The sequence below is a fragment of the Limnoraphis robusta CS-951 genome, from assembly GCF_000972705.2.
Genome location: NZ_LATL02000070.1, coordinates 1 through 19,459, shown reverse-complemented (window position 1 = coordinate 19,459; position 19,459 = coordinate 1). Strand labels below are relative to the sequence as shown.

The 19,459-nt window shown below is 41.2% G+C and carries 14 protein-coding genes; 4 read left to right on the top strand and 10 right to left on the bottom strand.

Annotated elements, in window-relative coordinates; genetic code table 11:
• Positions 1-252 precede the first annotated feature (252 nt).
• Complete coding sequence (locus WN50_RS06190) at positions 253-723, bottom strand: hypothetical protein (protein WP_046280327.1); 471 nt, start codon at positions 721-723, stop codon at positions 253-255.
• 408 nt (positions 724-1,131) lie between these two features.
• A partial coding sequence (locus WN50_RS06185; protein WP_281062806.1) for an urease accessory protein UreH domain-containing protein occupies positions 1,132-2,119 on the bottom strand: 988 nt, incomplete at its 3' end.
• Positions 2,120-2,255: 136 nt separating this feature from the next.
• Between WN50_RS06185 and WN50_RS06180 the strand changes: the two genes are divergently transcribed.
• A complete protein-coding gene (locus WN50_RS06180) occupies positions 2,256-3,074 on the top strand; it encodes a DUF4058 family protein (protein ID WP_046280329.1) in 819 nt (272 codons plus the stop codon).
• 28 nt (positions 3,075-3,102) lie between these two features.
• On the opposite strand, the gene WN50_RS06175 is transcribed toward WN50_RS06180, so the two are convergent.
• The 4 genes from WN50_RS06175 to WN50_RS06155 form a co-directional block, all read right to left on the bottom strand.
• Complete coding sequence (locus WN50_RS06175) at positions 3,103-3,834, bottom strand: class I SAM-dependent methyltransferase (RefSeq protein ID WP_046280330.1); 732 nt, start codon at positions 3,832-3,834, stop codon at positions 3,103-3,105.
• Between the two features lie 262 nt (positions 3,835-4,096).
• The coding region (locus WN50_RS37380) for a succinate--CoA ligase subunit alpha (RefSeq protein ID WP_152964721.1) at positions 4,097-4,938 on the bottom strand (842 nt) is incomplete at its 3' end.
• A gap of 187 nt (positions 4,939-5,125) precedes the next feature.
• On the bottom strand, positions 5,126-6,304 hold the full coding sequence (locus tag WN50_RS06160; RefSeq protein WP_046280332.1) for an ATP-grasp domain-containing protein: 1,179 nt from the start codon (positions 6,302-6,304) through the stop codon (positions 5,126-5,128).
• Between the two features lie 181 nt (positions 6,305-6,485).
• The gene (locus tag WN50_RS06155) at positions 6,486-7,982 is read right to left on the bottom strand and encodes a glycosyltransferase family 2 protein (RefSeq protein WP_200906223.1); all 1,497 of its coding nucleotides are present in this window, start codon (positions 7,980-7,982) and stop codon (positions 6,486-6,488) included.
• 487 nt (positions 7,983-8,469) lie between these two features.
• Here WN50_RS06155 and ebsA point away from each other — a divergent pair, with 487 nt between their 5' ends.
• The 3 genes from ebsA (at position 8,470) to pirA (ending at position 10,733) form a co-directional block, all read left to right on the top strand.
• Positions 8,470-8,859: a type IV pilus biogenesis protein EbsA gene (ebsA, locus tag WN50_RS06150; protein ID WP_046280334.1), complete on the top strand. Its 390-nt coding sequence runs from the start codon at positions 8,470-8,472 to the stop codon at positions 8,857-8,859.
• A gap of 233 nt (positions 8,860-9,092) precedes the next feature.
• Positions 9,093-10,187: a phosphotransacetylase family protein gene (locus WN50_RS06145; RefSeq protein ID WP_046280335.1), complete on the top strand. Its 1,095-nt coding sequence runs from the start codon at positions 9,093-9,095 to the stop codon at positions 10,185-10,187.
• A 393-nt stretch (positions 10,188-10,580) separates the two neighbouring features.
• A complete protein-coding gene (gene pirA / locus WN50_RS35175; protein WP_200906222.1) occupies positions 10,581-10,733 on the top strand; it encodes an arginine synthesis PII-interacting regulator PirA in 153 nt (50 codons plus the stop codon).
• Between the two features lie 52 nt (positions 10,734-10,785).
• Here the strand turns inward: pirA and WN50_RS06140 are convergent, their stop codons facing one another.
• From WN50_RS06140 to WN50_RS06100, 4 genes are all read right to left on the bottom strand, one after another.
• Positions 10,786-12,162, bottom strand: a complete 1,377-nt coding sequence (locus WN50_RS06140; protein WP_410175572.1) for a TldD/PmbA family protein — start codon at positions 12,160-12,162, stop codon at positions 10,786-10,788.
• Between the two features lie 504 nt (positions 12,163-12,666).
• A complete protein-coding gene (locus WN50_RS06135; RefSeq protein ID WP_046280336.1) occupies positions 12,667-14,004 on the bottom strand; it encodes a hypothetical protein in 1,338 nt (445 codons plus the stop codon).
• A 4,639-nt stretch (positions 14,005-18,643) separates the two neighbouring features.
• Complete coding sequence (locus WN50_RS35165) at positions 18,644-18,808, bottom strand: DUF5989 family protein (RefSeq protein ID WP_009782541.1); 165 nt, start codon at positions 18,806-18,808, stop codon at positions 18,644-18,646.
• Positions 18,808-19,218 (bottom strand): SxtJ family membrane protein, encoded by a 411-nt coding sequence (locus WN50_RS06100; protein WP_046280339.1) that lies wholly within the window; start codon positions 19,216-19,218, stop codon positions 18,808-18,810. Before WN50_RS06100 ends, WN50_RS35165 begins: the two co-directional genes overlap by 1 nt.
• Positions 19,219-19,459: the final 241 nt, after the last annotated feature.

The following is a 19,459-nucleotide window of genomic DNA, read 5'->3' as shown; positions in this document are numbered from 1 at the left end:
ATTAATAGAAGGGCGGGTTTAGTTTAATTTCTGACGAGTATTACAGATCTGATAGAACCCGCCCCTACAGAATAATTATTGATGAATTTGACATCATATTACTTCTCCCTCTCCTCGTAGGAGAGGGTTGGGGTGAGGTTAATTCAATTTCTCCTCGTAGGAGAGGGTTGGGGTGAGGTTAATTCAATTTCTCCTCGTAGGAGAAGGTTGGGGTGAGGTTAATTTAATTTCTCCTCTGTAGTTTTGAGCTAATTATCGAACTGTTACCGAATAACTCAACTTAAATGGTTTAAAACTTGTGTTTCCCTTGGGTGTTCCACTCAACTCTAATTCATAACTACCTGCTTTCGGAAAAATAACATTCGCCCCAGGAATTCCTTGATATTTTTCGGCGGAAATCGCTGTTAATGGGGGTGTGATCATGGGTTTATCCTCTGCTTGACGCGGTTGAGCATAAACGGCTAATTTACAATTACATTGTTCTAGTGGAATAATAGCACCGCCTCTGCGAGTTAACGCAAACCAAACTTGAGCAGTTTCTCCCGCTTTTGGATTATGATTAGGTTCCAGGTGAAAAGTAGCCGCAACATCTTCAGAAACTTCTACTTCATGAGCTGAACTAACCATTAACTGAGGCTCAAAATAAGTCATAGCGGGAAAACCAATTAACCCTAAAATTACAACTTTTCTTAACCGTTTACTTGGACTTAATCGGTGAAACATAGAACTGATCCAGTGAAAATAAACACCAAATTGAACGCTTTCTAATTAATAACACAAAAAGGCTGATTGTTGCTAACATTCCAACCCGAATTTGATCGCCAACTGTCCACTCAAACCCCCCGAAATAACTAGACCCACTTAATACAATATGAACCACAACCAAGATGAACGCCGGAACCGATAACAGATGGATTTTTCGCCAAGATTTTCCTAAATAACTTTGAATTTTGTCAAAACTGGTTAACGCGGCTGGAGTGATCAAAATTAAACCAATTGTTCCCAATCCAATTCCCCATTGATGTTGAGGAATCATAAACCAAAAAGCATCTATTTTCCAGTTAAAAGTATGGTCAATCATTTGACCCATATGAACCAATGCTAAAACAAAAGCAGCGACCCCAAAAAAANATTTTCCTAAATAACTTTGAATTTTGTCAAAACTGGTTAACGCGGCTGGAGTGATCAAAATTAAACCAATTGTTCCCAATCCAATTCCCCATTGATGTTGAGGAATCATAAACCAAAAAGCATCTATTTTCCAGTTAAAAGTATGGTCAATCATTTGACCCATATGAACCAATGCTAAAACAAAAGCAGCGACCCCAAAAAAACGCCGATATTGTAACAATTGCGGAAAAAATCGACTAATTGGACGAGCAATTAAAGCCAACATCAAACAAATTAACGACCCATGACCGGTATAATCTACATGATTTCCCGTTCGTAATAAGGTCAAAATTCCAATCGTTAACGTAATCCATCCTCCCAACCTAAATAACTGACTGCGACGGTTTGCACTCAATTTACTGGTTAATAAACCCACGCCTAACATGGTGGGAAATGTTCCCAGTCCAAAAGCTAACATTGTCACCATTCCCATCTTTAAACTTCCCGTTTCTGCGGCTTTTATTTGAGCCGTATACAGAAAACCACAAGGAATTAAACCCCAAACTAAACCTAAAAATAGAGGAGTCAATAGGTTATTTTTCATCGACAATTTAACCATCGCCCCACTTAAACGATTGTGCATAACTTCAGGGGAAAGGGGATGTAAAATCGGTAAACGCGGAATCAAATCAGGTCGAATTTGTGCCAGTCCTAACGCAATTAACATCAAACCTGTTAAAATCGCCATTCCGCGTCTAATAACGCTCCCTAATCCCGCCATTTGTCCACTGGCAACTAATACCGAACCTAATCCCCCAATGGCAGCACCGACTAAGGCATAACTGAGAATTCGTCCGATATTTAATAATAAATGAAACTGCCAAGAAGGTTTTTGAGAATCATTTGTATTGGAGAGAGAAAACGCCACCGTTAGAGGGCCGCACATCCCCACACAATGACCAAAACTTCCTAAAAATCCTAACGTGCTAATTAACACCAGATCAATCATTTTTTGATGTGAGTTATCCAATAGTTTTCTATTTTAGACTCTTCGTTACCAATCTTGAATCGAGTCATTTAAAAAGGATGAAAATTGATCTTGATTAATGCTAAACTACTAAAAGAGGGAATTAGAGGATTATACTATGCCTTCACCATTTCCGGGAATGAACCCCTGTTTAGAACATCCCGATTTTTGGCCGGAAGTTCACAATCGATTAATTGTTGCAATTGCTGACTCTCTAACTCCCGAGGTTCGCCCAAAGTATGAAGTGGCGATCGAAAAACGAGTGTATGAACTCAATGATACGAACACAGATTCTCTTTTAGTTGGGGTTCCTGACTTAGCGGTGAAGCGTCAATCTCAAACTTCAGAACGTTTACAATCAGAACGTTTACAATCAGAAAGTGTACCATCCAACGTCGCTGTTGCTGATCCTGAAACTCAGAAAATAACAGTCACCGTTCCGATCCCTGAAACGGTTAGACAAGCTTATTTAGAAGTACGAGAAATAACCACTCGTTCAGTCGTAACGGTGATAGAAGTGTTATCTCCGGTGAATAAACGGGCGGGAGAAGGACGAGAAACCTATCTCAAAAAACGTCAACGGGTATTAGGCAGTTTAACGAATTTAGTTGAAATTGATTTACTGCGAGGATGGCAACCGATGCCGATTTTAGGGGAGGATATTCAATCCGATTATCGAGTTTTGGTGAGTGATCAAGAACATCGTCCCCGGGCAGAACTCTATCCGTTTAATTTGAGAGATAGATTGCCCCGTTTTTCGATTCCTCTGCGTTCAGAAGATGTTGAACCGATGCTGAATTTACAAGAATTATTCACAACAATTGATGATCGAGCAGGTTATGATTATCGGATTAATTATGAGAATTATCTCCCCGAATTAGTGCCACCCTTAACTGAGTCTGAACAAAGTTGGGTGCAAGAGTTATTACAGCAATAAAAGGTAGAGTTTGGGATTTTTTAACATTTTAAAAGCAAATTTTATACAGTTGAAATAACTCTCCAGGTTTCTTTTTAACAATCTTTGCTCCCGTAGATTTTATCGTTTTTTCCCAATCTTCTAACGATTCTAAAAAAACTTCTGTTCCCAAATAAGTTTCTAAAATCGCCCAATCTTCGGCTAAGGGTGCTTCCGGGTTTAAGACATCAAAAACAAATTCTCCAGTCGGTTTCAGGACTCGTTTCACCTCAGCGAGAACCTCCGCCCAATATTCAAGAGGATAATAACAACTAAACCCCGTTGCGATCGCCAAATCAAACTGATCCGCCTCATATTCTAAATGATGAGCGGCTCCCAATTTAACCCCTTTAAACAGTTTAGAATTTAACTGCGGCCCCCGTGCATTTAAAGCATCTATTGCCACTGTACTAATATCTTGACCATAAAACAACGCATTCCAATCTCGCCAAGGATATATCAAAAAACTCACCCCACAACCGATATCTAAACAATGCTGATTTTTCTGAATTTTAGCCAATTCCCAAAACGGAGAAGTCATTTTAGCCTGTAGCGTTCCGGCGATGCGATCGCGAAAAATCGGTAACATTTCAACTTCTTCTGGAAGTTCAAAAGCCTCACCTTGATATTCCCGGTTAAAGCGATAGGAAACGGCATTGATGAGATTGTGCCATTGATCTGAAAGATAAGCCGAAGAACTCGAAGTCAAGGATTGAGAAGAACGATCTGATTTTTTAGACATTGTTATTTATTTTTGAGGCATTTTTTAACCAAGGCTGGAATTTTAGAAGGACGATCAGCCAAGGGAATTTTAGCTTGTTTAAATGCAGAAATTTTGCTATCAATTGTGGGAGGACACATGGTTTGAGCAATCAGTTTAGAGGTTGCCAAAGTACAAGAATGACCCATTGCTTGACTGTTCGGTAAATGAAGTCCAGCGATATAAGCAATCACAGGCTTATCAATCGTTTCGGCAATATAGGAAGCCGCTTCTTCCTCACCANGCCAAGGGAATTTTAGCTTGTTTAAATGCAGAAATTTTGCTATCAATTGTGGGAGGACACATGGTTTGAGCAATCAGTTTAGAGGTTGCCAAAGTACAAGAATGACCCATTGCTTGACTGTTCGGTAAATGAAGTCCAGCGATATAAGCAATCACAGGCTTATCAATCGTTTCGGCAATATAGGAAGCCGCTTCTTCCTCACCATGACCACTCACTTCTCCCACCAAAACAATCACGTCTGTTTGATCATCTTCATCCAAAATTTGCAACCAGGGAATGAAAGAAGAACCGATCATCAAATCACTGCCAATACTGACGCCAATTGACTGTCCCAGCTTGGCTTGAGTCAGTTGAAAAGCAATTTCATAAGTCAGACGGCTACCGCGACCAATTAACCCAATCGAACCGGGAGTATAAAACTCGCCGGGATGAACCCCCCATAACAGTTTATTCGGTATAATAATCCCGGCACAATTGGGGCCTATCACAATCGTTTCCGCAACTTCTGCTTTGCGAATTAGACGCACCATATCGAGAGGCGGCATACCTTTGGTGATAATCAGCAGTTGACGGACACCCGCTTCAATCGCTTCTAAAGCCGCATCTAATACTTGATAAGGGTTTACCCAAATGATACTGGTTTCCACCGGGCCGACCTTAACTTGTGCTTGTTCAACCAAATCAAAAATCGGAATGTCCTGGAGATAGCCTCCACCTTGACTCGGGCTGACACAAGCAACAATATTCGTACCATAAGCCTTCATATTGAGAACTGCATGGATCAAAGCTTGAGAAGCTGCATTCCCCTGAATTAAAACTTTACTGTCTGGCGTCAAATTCATAGTTATTCGTTTAACTCGTACACCCTAAACTGATACACCAATAGGAAATCTACTGTAACCGTTGACGCAATCTGCTGAGAACGGACAGTTGATTGAACTGCATGGGATGCAAGATTTCTCTATTCTAATCCTTCGCAATTCTCCAAGTTGCGATCGCGAGTCCAATCAGACCCCAAACCCCCCAGGATTACTTCGCCAAAGAAACCGCTAACTTCACCGCTTCATCCAAACTTTCCGTCACTTGAACCGGGAGTTGCGTTAACTGATCTTGGATCTCCCGAGAAGGGTTAACCGTTAACCGCAAAACAAACTGAGGTACATCACCGATCTGAACTTTTCGGGTGAGATAATTGGCAATTTCTGAAACCGTTTTCTCAGCCGTGACAAAGTGACTGAGAAGATTTACCAGAACGACTTTCACCTTCTTAGACTGACTCACCAACTCTAAACCCTGGTAAAGACGATCTCGCCAATTGTCCGTCAGTTCAGTATAATCCTCGGCCTGCAAATCGAGGAAATGAGCCAGTTTTCCTTTCTCTTGAACAATCAGATCGACCGTTGCCATCGTCAGATCCACCCCATTGCATAAAAGGCCAATATTACCTTCAACTTCCATCCATTTCAGTTGGGGTTGCAACATTCGATCAAACTCACAGGGAAAAGCAAAAGAAGGGATATCTTGTCCTGTGACTTGAGGAAGAAGATGATGATTTTCAATCAAAGCCGCTAAGTCCTCATGGCGTCCAAGAGCATTGTCATTCAAGATCACTTTGCCATCGAGAGCCATAACTTCACCACTGGGGCTAATCCCGAGTGGATTGATCTCCACCAGATCTAAATCCTTCTGTACAAACAGATGATACATCTTTTCAATGATGTTACTCACCGCCAAGATCAAGTCTTGCTGTAATCCCATTTTAACGCTCAAATGACGAGCATAGAACGGCGAAAACTCCCGCTCAACAACAACTTTCTGAACTTCTGAGATCGATTCTTCCACTTCTACTCCGCCTTTACTCGATCCCAACAGAATCGGACGGCGGCTAACGGGATCTAAAGTCACCGCTAGATAAAACTCTTGATCGGCATTATATTTTCCTTCAGCCAGAAGAACTTGGGGATATTCATCCCGAATCGGTAGATTAAAAATAGCATTAGCGGCAGCCACAGCATCAATTGTATTTTCAACAAACCGAATTCCTCCAGCTTTGCCCCGGCCTCCTGAACGCACCTGAGACTTGAGGACGACGGGATAGGGGATTCTCAACCCCTTGAGATCTTGAGCGCGATCAATGCGTTGTGAGGGCAAAACTGGAATGTTCATCTCACGAAATAAAGCTTTGGCTTGATACTCTAGCAAATCCATAGCTGTTTACCCTTGAATGGCAAATTGAGTTGAATATCCATCCTAGCAACACCCTCGCTCAGAAAATGTACAGAGTTGATTTAGTCCGTAATGGACTCAAGCCAACCCACTGAAATTGACTGGCACGCTGCTGTGTCGGTACTTCTGAGTCTAGCGGATTCAAAACGAAGACTAGCGTGATTTAGGTTTGGGGGGTTCCTGACATTCCTTGATGAACTGTTTTTACCCACTTCAAACGCTTCGGACGGACAGAGATGCGGATCGCGGTACTGCCGATGACGATAAACCAATGCAACATATAAAGAGTTCCGCGTATGCTTTGCAACCCCGCCATCAACCAGGTCATTAAAGATTGATTTGGGGATTGAGAGGTTGGGGAAGCCATCTTTTCCGGGTTGTGGATGCGACGCAACCCCATAAACATTCCCAAAACCGACAGCGTGATCGCCATCAACGACAAGGGGCTGGTAATGGGCAAACGACGCAACAGCGCTGCCATGATCAAATCCGGTACGGCGGCGGTGGGGACTAGATATTGCATGACTAAAAACCCGAATAAATCTAGAGTTTTGCCAGTCCCGAGGCGATTACTCAACAAAGGTTTCCAATAATCGAGATAGCGTTGATAGCCGCCTTCAGCCCAACGGTTGCGTTGATGCCATAATCCGATTGCTCCTGTTACCCCTTCTTCGTAGACCGGCGGTGAGGCTAAAAATTCGATATCCCAATCGTTAAGATGGAGTCGAATCGTCAAATCGAGATCATCTGTGATGGTTTCTTCGTTCCAACCGCCACAGCTTTCAATCGCGCTCCGTCGAACAAACTGACCATTTCCCCGCAATTCTCCAATTCCGCCGAGAGCGATTCGTTGCTCTTGAAAAAAGGCATCCAGTGCCATTTCTGCGGCTTGGCAATGAGTCCAAAAGTTGAGTGAGGCGTTGGAGATCGCTTTTCGCATTTGTACCGCACCAATGCGATCTTCGTCAAACAGAGGAATGACTTTCCGCAATAAATCCGAGGAAACTTGAGCATCCGCATCAAATACCCCGAGCATTTCACCTTGGGTTAAGGGTAAAACTTGATTGAGCGCCCCCGATTTTCCGCCCCCGCCATTGCGACGATGCAGAACTTTGAGGTGATCGAACTTTTCTGCAAGCTGATCTAACACCCGAGGCGTGTTATCGGTGCTTTGATCATCAATCACCCAAACTTCGTAGGCATCGGAGGGATAATCTAGAGTACATAAATTCTCAACTAAATTGCGAATCACGGATTCTTCATTTTTCGCCGCCACCAGCAAAGAGACAAAAGGCCAATAGTCGCGATCAGATGCTAAAGTTTGATTTGATTCACCCTGGGGTTGCTTCAACAGAATACGCAACGCATGAATCGAAAGCAATCCCGTTAAACCGAGAATCAACCACGATCCCCAAGAAACCAGATGTAGGGTGATTGTTCCTCCCCAAATCATACTGAGAACCACAGCCGCCTTTCGACGTCGCCCCTGATAGATTAGGGGTGAAATTGCCATCGGTTCAACTGGATGTTCAGATAACAAGTCAGAATCAACTTGCTGATCGGCTTCTACGGTGTTGCACTCTGGTTGATAATCATGGCGATCGCCGTAAGAATGGTTTTGATTAGATGAATTGGTCGGTGTTGATGTCAATCGTCTCATGTCTGCGTTCAGCTTGTTGCTTAATCGTTTTTCAGGCCAAGACTTTTTGGGCATGGATAATCTAATTTCACCCTCAATACTGATCTAAAATCAAAGAACTCGACACTCGATCTGATTTGTCAGTTTTCCCCGGGTGTTGGCATTCAGGTACTCTCCGCACTCAGCCCAATCAGAAAGCAGCGCATCAAGTGTTTCAAGCTGTTGCGGCGTAACTTCCCATTGGCAAGATCTTGTGAGAACTTCAGGCATTTTCAAAGCGTGAGTTTACAGCTCTGATTATACCGTCGTCTTGAGCGTTTTTCGGGGCATTGAACCTGTGAACCCGCCTGGCATTTCTCAGGAATGCTCATTTTCTACACACTCTAGTATCTAACATTGTTGTCTTCTGTGTGTCGGTGGCGATCGCACAGAGATCGCTGTTAAGCGATGGCAGGAAGTCCAATGTCAGCTAAATTGGAAATGATCGGTCTTTGCAGGAAATCTAAGAATGTCACACTCCGCCACAGTCATCAGTCAACTTAAGCCCGCCGACAAGCGAGAAGTGATTGTCTATCAGCCTTATTACGATGAGAAGAGTCGTAGATATTTACCCCTGTCGATTAGTCTCTACAAAGAAAAAAGTTTGGAAGGCGCTCGTAAAATTGATAGCGGTGAGGATATTCCGTTTGTTGCGACTTGGACTGTTTCTTCTCTTCCGGCTGATTTAACTCGCTGTCGGGTGCAGTTTGATGGCAATGCGGATCTCAGTTATGAAGTCACGATGTCGAATTATGAATTTATTCGCTATCTGATCGAAGTGCTTCAGAATTTTAGCCGCAATCGCACGATAGATTTCTCTCAAGAGTTCTACAAGCGGCTACTCCACTATCTCGATTAATCTCCGTTAACAACTGCTAAAAACTTGATTGGCTGTTCTCGAAACCCTAAAAAACCCGTATCTTATCTAACAGTTGTTCAAGTCGTTGGTGTATCATAATCGCAGTTATACGATCGCATAATCCTTCTTTTTTAAAGTTTACAGGGTTAGGTTGATTGAACAACGTCACATCGGGTAATGGTCATGTTGGGCATTGCCATTAGACACATTCAACGCATAGAGGAGTCGGTTACGTGGCTAAGTCCGCCAAGTCCCTTTTAATCGGTTCAACACAGCCTTTCAGTGGTAAATCGGCAATTGCACTGGGGCTAGCCCGTCAGTTGCGAACGCATCATAATATTCAAGTTGCTTATGGTAAGCCCCTGGGAACAGAAATCGGTAATGCCGCAGAACCTTTCGATGCTGATGTTCAGTTCGTCGCGACTACTTTAGAACTGTCGGCTTCCCAGGTGGGTTCACCTGTCGTCGTCCTTACAGACAACACCATCCAGGCTCAGTTACAAGCCGAACAGGCGGCAGATTCTCGTCAGCCTCTAGCTTCTTATTTACAGGGGTTACAGGGTGATTTAATTTTGTTAGAAGGGCCGGGAACTTTAAACCAAGGTCGTTTATTTGATCTGTCTTTATCGCAGATGGCCCAAGAACTCGATGCCCCCGTGATGCTCGTTGAACGCTTGCAGTCTTTAAACGCAATTGATGACTTCCTTGCTGCTCAAGCCCAATTGGGCGATCACCTGATGGGAGTTTTGATCAATGATCTGCCTGCCGAGCGTCTAGAAATCATGACGAATTTGATTCAGCCGTTTCTACAGCGCGAAGGCATTCCCCTACTGGGGATTATACCCCGAAATGCCCTGTTACGGAGTGTGGCGGTTGAAGAACTCGTAAAACAACTGAACGCTCAAGTGCTTTGCGGGGGCGCTCATTTGGATGTCATGGTTGAAAGTCTCACGGTTGGAGCGATGAATGTCAGTGCGGCGATGAAATACTTTGATCGCGCCAGGAATATGGCAGTCGTGACTGGGGGCGATCGCACCGATATTCAGCTTGCAGCGCTCGAAAAATCAACCCATTGTTTGATTTTAACCGGACAAATCACTCCCGATCCGATGGTTTTGACTCGGGCTGATGATCTAGAAGTCCCGGTTTTATCCGTTGATCTCGATACCCTGACGACGGTAGAAATTATTGATCGCACCTTTGGTCAAGTTCGCGTCCATGAACCCACTAAGGTTGAGTGTATCACCCAACTGATGGCTGAACATTTCGATCTCGATAGTTTTATGAAACGTTTGGGTTTAGAAGCCCCTATTCCTTCTAATCTCTAAGTTCAACATCAGTTGAGCGCTTGATCCGCCCCCTGAACCTTGGGGGCTTTTTCAGTTACCAGTTACCAGTGACCAGTGACCAGTGAAGACAGTTATCAGTTATCAGTGACCAGTGAAGACAGTTTACAGTGACCAGTGACCAGTTACCAGTTTTTGCCTGTTGCCTCTCTTACAAACTGTGCTTCTGGCGGAAACCGCGCCCGTCGCAAGTTTGCGCTGTTGCCTGTTGCCTTTTGCCTTTTGCCTTTTGCCTTTTGCCTCTTGCCTAATTAATTTGCTGTAGCTTAAGTTACAAAATTTGAAGTTTTCCCAAAGGAACCCTACCTGCTTGAGAGAGAAAGGTTATACTGAAAGTAATGAACCAGCACAATAAAAAAATTAAAACAGTCCACCATGAACAAAAACTCCAAGAACAGCAGCCAATTGGCTCAAACCCATCGTGCCAATATTCAGAAACGTTTAGAACACCGTCTCGAAATTGCCAGAGCCAAAGGCGATCAGAACTTAGTACGACTCCTCGAAGCAGAGAAAGAACAGCTACTTTGATTAAGAGTGGGCGGGTTAGCTTAAAACCCGCTTTAATGTTTTTTCAATACGCTTATCGACCGCCAACCACAACCTCTTTCATCCGAACGTGTGGCCCCCCTACACTAACAGGGAGAGGCATTTGACCGCTTTTCCCACAGCCGCCATTAGAGTAGCTTAAATCATTGCCGATCGCTTCAATATCCTTGAGGGTTTGAAAGACATTCCCAGTGAGAGTAACATCGCTGACAGGTTCAGCAATCTGACCATTCCGAATCATATAACCTTCAGCCGCCGCAAAGGTAAACATTTCGCCATTGGTCTGACCGCCCAACATTCGCACCGCATAAACCCCTTCATCAATATCAGAAATCATCTCATCAAACGAGCGATCGCCTGCTTCTATCGCAGTATTTGTCATGCGAACAATGGGCGGATAGGTGGCATTCAAAGCCCGAGCATTTCCGGTGGGAGCTTCTTTGAGTTTACCTGCGGTTTCCCGATTATGCAAGCGTTGAGTTAAAATCCCATTTTGAATTAAATATTTGCGTTGGGCGGGAACACCTTCATCATCATATAATATTGAACCGGGTAAGTTGGGAATGGTGGCATCATCAATCACATTAAGCTGTTCTATTGCCATCGGTTTACCCAGTTCTAATAACTCCTGCATTCGAGGATTTTCATAAACAAAATCGGCTTCTGAGAGATGACCAAAGGCTTCGTGAATGAACACTCCCGCTAAATAAGGATCGAGAACGACTGTATATTGACCCCCTTTCACAGACTGGGCTTCTAACTGACGAATGGCTCGTTCGGCTGCACTTTGAACGCGATCTTCAATGCCGATTAAAGCGTTATAATCAGAGCGAGAATTAATGGTTTCAAAGCCTTGTCTGACCGTACCATTATTTGTGGCGATCGCACCAAACCGACCATTCACATCCAGACGTTCTTGCGTGATACAACTGCCTTGAGAATTGACAAAATAGGTGATGCTAAAGCTATCACTATAACTCACGGCTGTCGTTTGAATACGGGAATCAAAATCTAACAGAAGTTTGTTATAATTTTCGATGAGTTGACGTTTTTCTTGCAGAGAAATTCCGCGCGGATCGCAGCCTAATTTAACCGATACTTTATCCTGAATGGCTTCAATTTCCGCCAGTTGAGTGGTTTCGTGTCCGACTAAATAAGCTTGAGAAATGGCTTCGGTAATGCGATCGTCAAGTTCAGATAACCCATTAAACGTGACAAAACTCCAACCGCCTTTATGACAAGCGCGAATACCTCCGGCTAGGGAAAAACTACGGTTCACGGCGTCTAAACGAGAACCCCGAAAGGAAATAGATGTGCTTTCGCTTTGTTGGAGGCGAATTTCCAGATAGTCTACGCGATCGCTGTGGGTTTTGATACGATCAAGCAATTGGGTTTCAATAGCAGTATTCACCTGTTTTAGTCCTTGCAAAAGTGTTACATCCTTTACGATAGCGCGTTAGGTTCAGAAACAGTAGGATTGATCGGTTTAACTTTAACGTTAATTATCTAACCCACCCTTGGATTGAATTTTATGAACAGTTTCTAGAAACTCAAGAACGTTATCTACAAGAAACCGTCAACGACTCGCACAANATTGGGTTTCAATAGCAGTATTCACCTGTTTTAGTCCTTGCAAAAGTGTTACATCCTTTACGATAGCGCGTTAGGTTCAGAAACAGTAGGATTGATCGGTTTAACTTTAACGTTAATTATCTAACCCACCCTTGGATTGAATTTTATGAACAGTTTCTAGAAACTCAAGAACGTTATCTACAAGAAACCGTCAACGACTCGCACAAATTTAAATTAATATCGCAAAAGTTGTCAAGGCATAATCTAAGATAGAGTGAGTCCTTCCTATCTTTTAGGTTAACACAAATCTAACGGCAATAAACTCTTTACTTTGTTGATCTTATTAGTCTTGAGTTTTATTCTCGAAAGGTTTACCTGTTAATTTTTCTACAATGGAACGCCCAATATAAGTTGAAAAAATCTCTTCTCCTTTGGCATTGTAGTGACAACAATTGTCTTTGTAAACGGGTTCTGAAATCTGATCAAAAATATTCACTGCATTAAAAATATTAACATTATTCGCTTTCAATTCATCAATTCGCTCTAATAACAAAGGATAGCCAATCGTCACCCCTTTTTTGTAGGGACTCACCTCATTTAAAGCAATTTTCTTTTCAGCTTCACTAAATTTTCGGTTAGTTTGCCAATATTGATTGGGTTGAAAAAAGTGAAAATAGGGAATGTTATTAGCGGCTGCGACTTGGTGCATTAAAAGCGATGTTTTCACCCAATAATCAGCCACCTGTTCAAAAAACACAGCATCCGGTAAAACCTCATCCTGATTATAAAAGAAAACGACACTTTCTTGATCATCATCTAGGGGTCTATTTCTGTATCTTTCAAACTTTTGCAAGTTTTCTCGATAGTTTTTCACTAAAGTTTCAACATAAACCGACATCACCGCATTACAGGAGGCGAGTTGACAGTCTTGCAGTCTTTCTAACCCATCCCCTAACTCTTCTTTATTTTCCTTGATTTCTAATAATGTTTTTAAGGCTTTATCAGATAAACTATTATTAGCAAGTCCGGTTAAAGGTTCAATATGAGCGGGACTTGGCATGGCTAAATCAAGCTGACGTTCATTGTTAAGATTAGACAGTGCAACTTCGTTAAAACCGTCAATATTAATAATTAAATCAAACTTTTGACCCCTTGCTAACATATAGTTTAAAATCAACAACTGTTGAGGTTGTTTGTATCCACCAACGGCAAAGGATAAAATAATAACTTCCTTATCTTTATAGCCTGGCATTTGCCGAATTGCTTGCTCTAACAGGTTATTTTTTACTTCAAAAATGGTGTAGTTAGAAGCCACCGAACCTCCAAACACTCCCACAATAATTTGATTCTCATTGGTTTTTTCAAAAGGATAATCGTAAGGCGTAATAAACCCATAATTATTATACTTAAAACCCGGTCTAAAATCGGGGCCAGGTTTCTGCACAAAGCCAAAAAAAGGATGTAAACGTTCAACAATCGATTCAGCCCTGACTCGCACACCTTCTAAATTAATTCCCAAATCTTGATAATCTTCTGATTTTTCACGAGTATAAAAAAACTGTTTATTTTTGATAAAATAAAAGGCTAAAGAACCCAATTCAAGAAATATAAATAAAATCACGAGGTTAATCAGTGTTAACTTGAGTCCTTCTTTGATGAGTTTTAAATTCAATTTATTCATTGTTTATCCTTTGTTTTTTAGGGAACGGTTAGAGAGGTGAAAACTTAGTTGAGGTTGTTTGAAGAATTAAAAGTTTCTATAATTGATTGAGCAACATAGTCAGTTAGGATATCCTGTCCGAGTTGGTTATAGTGACAACAACTATCTCGATAAACGGTTTCTGAAGTCTGATCTAATATTTTAGCAGCATTCAAAAGATTAATACCATCTTTTTGCATCTGTTCACCTTTTGAAATTAACAGAAGATAACCCTTTTCAGCCGCTTGGCGATAGGGACTATCTCGCATTATTCGCTGTTCTTCCAACGAAAAAACGCGCTGAGTTGGGTAATGTTGATTGGGTTGAATCACATGAAAATAGGGAATCTGACGCATTGAAAGTAAATGATACATCATCAAGGAAGATTCAAACCAGTTATTCACAACTTGGTTCATGGCGACTGTATCTTCTATAACTTCCGACTGTTTAGATAATGCAATTAAGCTTTGTTCGGAATGAGTCGTTATTGATTGTTTCTTGATTTGTTCTTGATCAAAAACTGTAACTTGTTGTTGGTATTGTTGTGATAAAAATTTTAGTTTTAAGAAATTTATCGCATAACACCAAGCCAGTTTACATTGATTTAACTGTTCATGTGCGTTGGCTAACTTCTGTTTGGTTCTCAGCATTTCTCCCATTGATATAATAGCAGATAAATCAGCATTAACTAAACTCACTAACGGTTGAAAATGTTGAAAACTGGGCATTGAAAAATCCAGTTTAGCTTGATTATTTAAAGGAGATAATGCTATTTCATTAAAACCGTCTAGATTAATCACCAGATCAAACTGTTGACCCAGTGATAAAAAATAACTTAAAATTAAAAGTTGCTGGGGTTGTTTGTATCCCCCATTAGAAAAATTTAAAACAATAATTTCTTTATCCTGAAACTGTGGTAGAGATTTTAACTTTTGAATTAACGTTCGAGGATGAGAAGGATCAATTGTTTCATTCACACTAAAATCACTCGCCACTGAACCGCCAAAAATCCCGATAATAAATTGATTGGAATCCGTTTTGATATAAGGATAATCATAAGGGGAGANTGTTTGTATCCCCCATTAGAAAAATTTAAAACAATAATTTCTTTATCCTGAAACTGTGGTAGAGATTTTAACTTTTGAATTAACGTTCGAGGATGAGAAGGATCAATTGTTTCATTCACACTAAAATCACTCGCCACTGAACCGCCAAAAATCCCGATAATAAATTGATTGGAATCCGTTTTGATATAAGGATAATCATAAGGGGAGAAAAAGCCATAATTATTAACCTTTAAACCCGATAGTTCATGGTTATACACACCGGGTTTAAGAACATAACCAAAAAAGGGATGAAAGCGAATTAATATTGAGTTTTCGGGAGAGTTTTCTGAATAATATTCTGTTGGGGTTAGAGTATTTTTATGATATATCATTCGCTTTTCAGTCATCCAGACAAACAAAAAGAATATCACTTCGGTAGCAATTCCTAATAAAATGAGATTCACTAAACTAACCGTTAACCCAGGTTGAATTTTTTTCAAAAAGGCTTGTATTTTCATATAAAATCATGGTTTTTTATTTTGTTTTTTTAGCGACTGCGGAGATGTGATTCCTTGACAAATTTGATCAGCCATTAATTCAGCCGCTACTCGATTTCCTTCTCGGTTCCAATGACCTTCACAGGGGTACGCATTCTCAAACCCATGTAAACACTCACCTGTTTCTTCTGCTACTTTTTGCAGAGGTTCCGCTAATCTAAACACGGTAAATCCTTCTCGTTCACCTAATGCTTGAATGCGTTTATCCGGGTAAAATAAATCTTGAATATTATGCTTTTCCATGAACTCTTCGCGTTTTTTGGGCTTGGGATGAACTTGATAGGAATCACTCACGGTAAATACCATAAAATCAACCCCTTTTGCTTTCACTTCATCCTGAATTAATGTAATCAAACCTTCGGTAATATTCCACGCTTCCTCCCATTTTTGATTGGGAGGTTTTTTATAGAAATTAATATTTGTTTGTTCATAGTCTTGTTCAAACTGACGACGTTTTGCTGTCGCTTCCGCTTGACGAACGAGTTGTAAAATCAGGGAGTTTTCTAACAACCAACGGGGTAAATAATCAACCCTAGTCGTAGCATAATAATCCCGTTCAAGTTGGGTCATCTCTTTAAAAGAATCATCAATCACCCATTCTCCATTTTCTAGGGTAAAATAAGGACGAAAATGATCATGTTCTAGGGGTTTATAATTATTGCGGATATCATTTCCAGGATAAAACCCTAACAATACTAAATCGGGGGAAAATTGCCAAACATGATGGCGTAATGTCANTAATAATCCCGTTCAAGTTGGGTCATCTCTTTAAAAGAATCATCAATCACCCATTCTCCATTTTCTAGGGTAAAATAAGGACGAAAATGATCATGTTCTAGGGGTTTATAATTATTGCGGATATCATTTCCAGGATAAAACCCTAACAATACTAAATCGGGGGAAAATTGCCAAACATGATGGCGTAATGTCATCAATTCTTGGGCGGTACCATAACCCTGAACTCCAAAATTTAAAACCTCAACATTTTTCCCTTTTAACGCCGAACATTCAGCTAATTTTTGTTCCATAATCGCCGCAGCCGTATATTCTAAAGGAACATGAATCGCCTCAACAAATGAATCGCCTAAAAATGCAATTCGATAGGTATTTTCGGGCTTATTAACACTTCGTTCTTGATCGCGCATTCCGCTACTATTCATCTGAACCCCGGTTCTCTCCCCTTCACCCGCCCAAACTGTCACCGCATTCGCACGGGGCGCCCAACCTCGATAGGGATCGTCAACTCGATAAGCGAGGGTTTCTGACTCAGGATCGGGCGGTAATGGCGCCTCAATTCCCGCCAAACGTAAACCGATTTCACCAACAAAAATCCCAAAGATTAAACTCCCACAAACTAAGCCTAAATTAACGAGAAAGGGTTGCAGTTGTTTGTTCATTTTTTCACCTGTTGACATAACTGATTAGCGATTAATTTTCCTGCAAATTCATGTCCGTCGGGGTTCCAATGTCCCGCACAAGGAACTGCTGTTTCAAACCCATGTAAACAGACTTGATTTTGTTCAGAATAGGTTTGAAAAGGTTCGGCTAAATTTAACACGGGAAAACCTTGATTATTACCTAGTGTTTGCAGTCGTTTTTCAGGATAAGATAAATCTTCAATTTGATAATTATTCATAAAGGATTGACGAAAAGCTGGATTAGGGTGAACTTGGATCGGATCGGCAATGGTTACGAGTAGGAATTCTGCATTGTTTTGGTTGACTTCCTGATTCATCATTGTGATTAAATCTTCAGTAACTTTCCAGGCTTCTTGCCAAACTGGATCGGTAGGTTCTCGAAAGTTTTTAGCAGTGAGTTTGTTTAAATGTAGAAGTAAATTTTTCTGCTTTAAATCTCGTTCTGCTTTTTTAGCAACTTGTAAAATTCTCGAATGATTCACTAACCACATTGGAAGCCGATCAACAGTTGTAATCCAATAGCGATCGCTATGTTCAAGCGATAAATTTCTAAAGGAATAATCGGGTACTAATTCCCCATCTTTGTAAACAAAAAAGGGTCGATAATGATTGCTTTCGAGTCCCGGTGAATTATCAATAATATCATTGCCAATAAAAAAGGAAAGAATCACAATATCGGGGTTATAANAACCACATTGGAAGCCGATCAACAGTTGTAATCCAATAGCGATCGCTATGTTCAAGCGATAAATTTCTAAAGGAATAATCGGGTACTAATTCCCCATCTTTGTAAACAAAAAAGGGTCGATAATGATTGCTTTCGAGTCCCGGTGAATTATCAATAATATCATTGCCAATAAAAAAGGAAAGAATCACAATATCGGGGTTATAATCCCAGACCTTTTCACGCAACATTAACAACTCTTGGGCGGTACCGTAACCATCCACCCCAAAATTCATCACCTCGACTGTTTTTCCCTTAAGCCCTTGACAAGATTTTAATTCATTTTCTATCACGGACCAATAGGTTTGTTTAACATCGACTTGAACAGCTAACGTAAAAGAATCCCCTAAAACCGCAATTCTTACCGCATCTTTTGCTTTGGTTTTTGGGTGAATATTATCTCGCAATCCATCAATATTAATCTCAATATAAGCTTTCCCTTCTTGTTCCCAAATTCCTGAAGCCCCAGGCCGATTTGTCCAACCCAAATCAGGATGAGACATGGTATAAAAAGAAGGTGAAAAATTACCATGACCCGGTTGAGGTAGCTTTTTTAAGCCCTCAATTCCCGCTAAACGCAAACCTATTTCCCCAATCAATACGCCAAACAAAACACTTCCCAGTGTTAAACCTAGATTCAATATCCAAGCCTTGCGTTTACCCATTCTCCTGTACCTGTTTATAAAATTGAATCAGGCTTAATTTGCTTACACATTCTTTTTGATCGCATATTTAATTATAAATAAGGAGAGACATTCCCTCTAAAACAATGTAGCCAAAAACCCGGTAACTCCTACGAAACCGGGTTTCTCAGGTTAACGTCCATTCTACAGGAATGTAAAATTTTCTGATAGCTTCCGTCCAATTTGTTCAGATTTAGAACAACGTGTAAATAAACGGCGCGATCGCAGAACCTTGAGACAAAACAATCAACGCCCCCAACAAAACCAAAGTAATAATCAGAGGCAATAACCAATACTTTTTGCGTTCTTTCATAAACGCCCATAAGTCTTTTAAAAAGTCTAATGTTGCTTCAAACATCAGAAAGGACGCTCCATACTTTCACGATTTCTAGCTTGACTTCCAACGCGATAAGTTGAAAGATTTGGGTTGAGTTCCCGTTGCATCGCATCACTACCGAAAATTCGTTTGATCAATGCCATCGGTGTCATCATAACGTAAAAAACCGCCCCTAGAATAATCCTTGTATTAATCCAGCCTAACACCAGACCAACGCGCATCCAACCGTGATAAATCGGATCAAGGCTACCCGGAATAATCAGCGCCCAAACCGCCAAAATTGACCCCAAAATCCAAGGCCAAAGCGGGGGTGGCCAGTGCCGAAATATTAAAGGAAGAACGAACCCAAACAACCCCGCACAAATGGCGCCTGTTGTTAGTCCGAACTCTCGTAAACCTTTTTTATCAAGCTTGGGAATATCGTGATCCATTGTTTGTTTATTGAGTGTAAAAAACTAAACTGATATGATTTCCTTTCCCTCTCTTTTATCCCCCCTAGCCCCCCTTCAAAAGGGGGGAACAGAAAGCCGGGGTTGTGTTTCAAGTCCCCCTTTCTAAGGGGGATTTAGGGGGATCGTACACTTTTCTAAGGGGGATTTAGGGGGATCGTACACTTTTCTAAGGGGGATTTAGGAGGATTCCAAGTCCCCCTTTCTAAGGGGGATTTAGGGG

What these genes read in the sequence shown, in the direction of transcription:
- WN50_RS35165 (WP_009782541.1), bottom strand. Translation starts at nt 18,808, where the DNA reads ATGTTTGAAGCAACATTAGACTTTTTAAAAGACTTATGGGCGTTTATG.
- WN50_RS06190 (WP_046280327.1), bottom strand. Translation starts at nt 723, where the DNA reads ATGTTTCACCGATTAAGTCCAAGTAAACGGTTAAGAAAAGTTGTAATT.
- WN50_RS06175 (WP_046280330.1), bottom strand. Translation starts at nt 3,834, where the DNA reads ATGTCTAAAAAATCAGATCGTTCTTCTCAATCCTTGACTTCGAGTTCT.
- WN50_RS06160 (WP_046280332.1), bottom strand. Translation starts at nt 6,304, where the DNA reads ATGGATTTGCTAGAGTATCAAGCCAAAGCTTTATTTCGTGAGATGAAC.
- WN50_RS06180 (WP_046280329.1), top strand. Translation starts at nt 2,256, where the DNA reads ATGCCTTCACCATTTCCGGGAATGAACCCCTGTTTAGAACATCCCGAT.
- WN50_RS06135 (WP_046280336.1), bottom strand. Translation starts at nt 14,004, where the DNA reads ATGAATAAATTGAATTTAAAACTCATCAAAGAAGGACTCAAGTTAACA.
- WN50_RS06155 (WP_200906223.1), bottom strand. Translation starts at nt 7,982, where the DNA reads ATGAGACGATTGACATCAACACCGACCAATTCATCTAATCAAAACCAT.
- ebsA (WP_046280334.1), top strand. Translation starts at nt 8,470, where the DNA reads ATGTCACACTCCGCCACAGTCATCAGTCAACTTAAGCCCGCCGACAAG.
- pirA (WP_200906222.1), top strand. Translation starts at nt 10,581, where the DNA reads ATGAACAAAAACTCCAAGAACAGCAGCCAATTGGCTCAAACCCATCGT.
- WN50_RS06100 (WP_046280339.1), bottom strand. Translation starts at nt 19,218, where the DNA reads ATGGATCACGATATTCCCAAGCTTGATAAAAAAGGTTTACGAGAGTTC.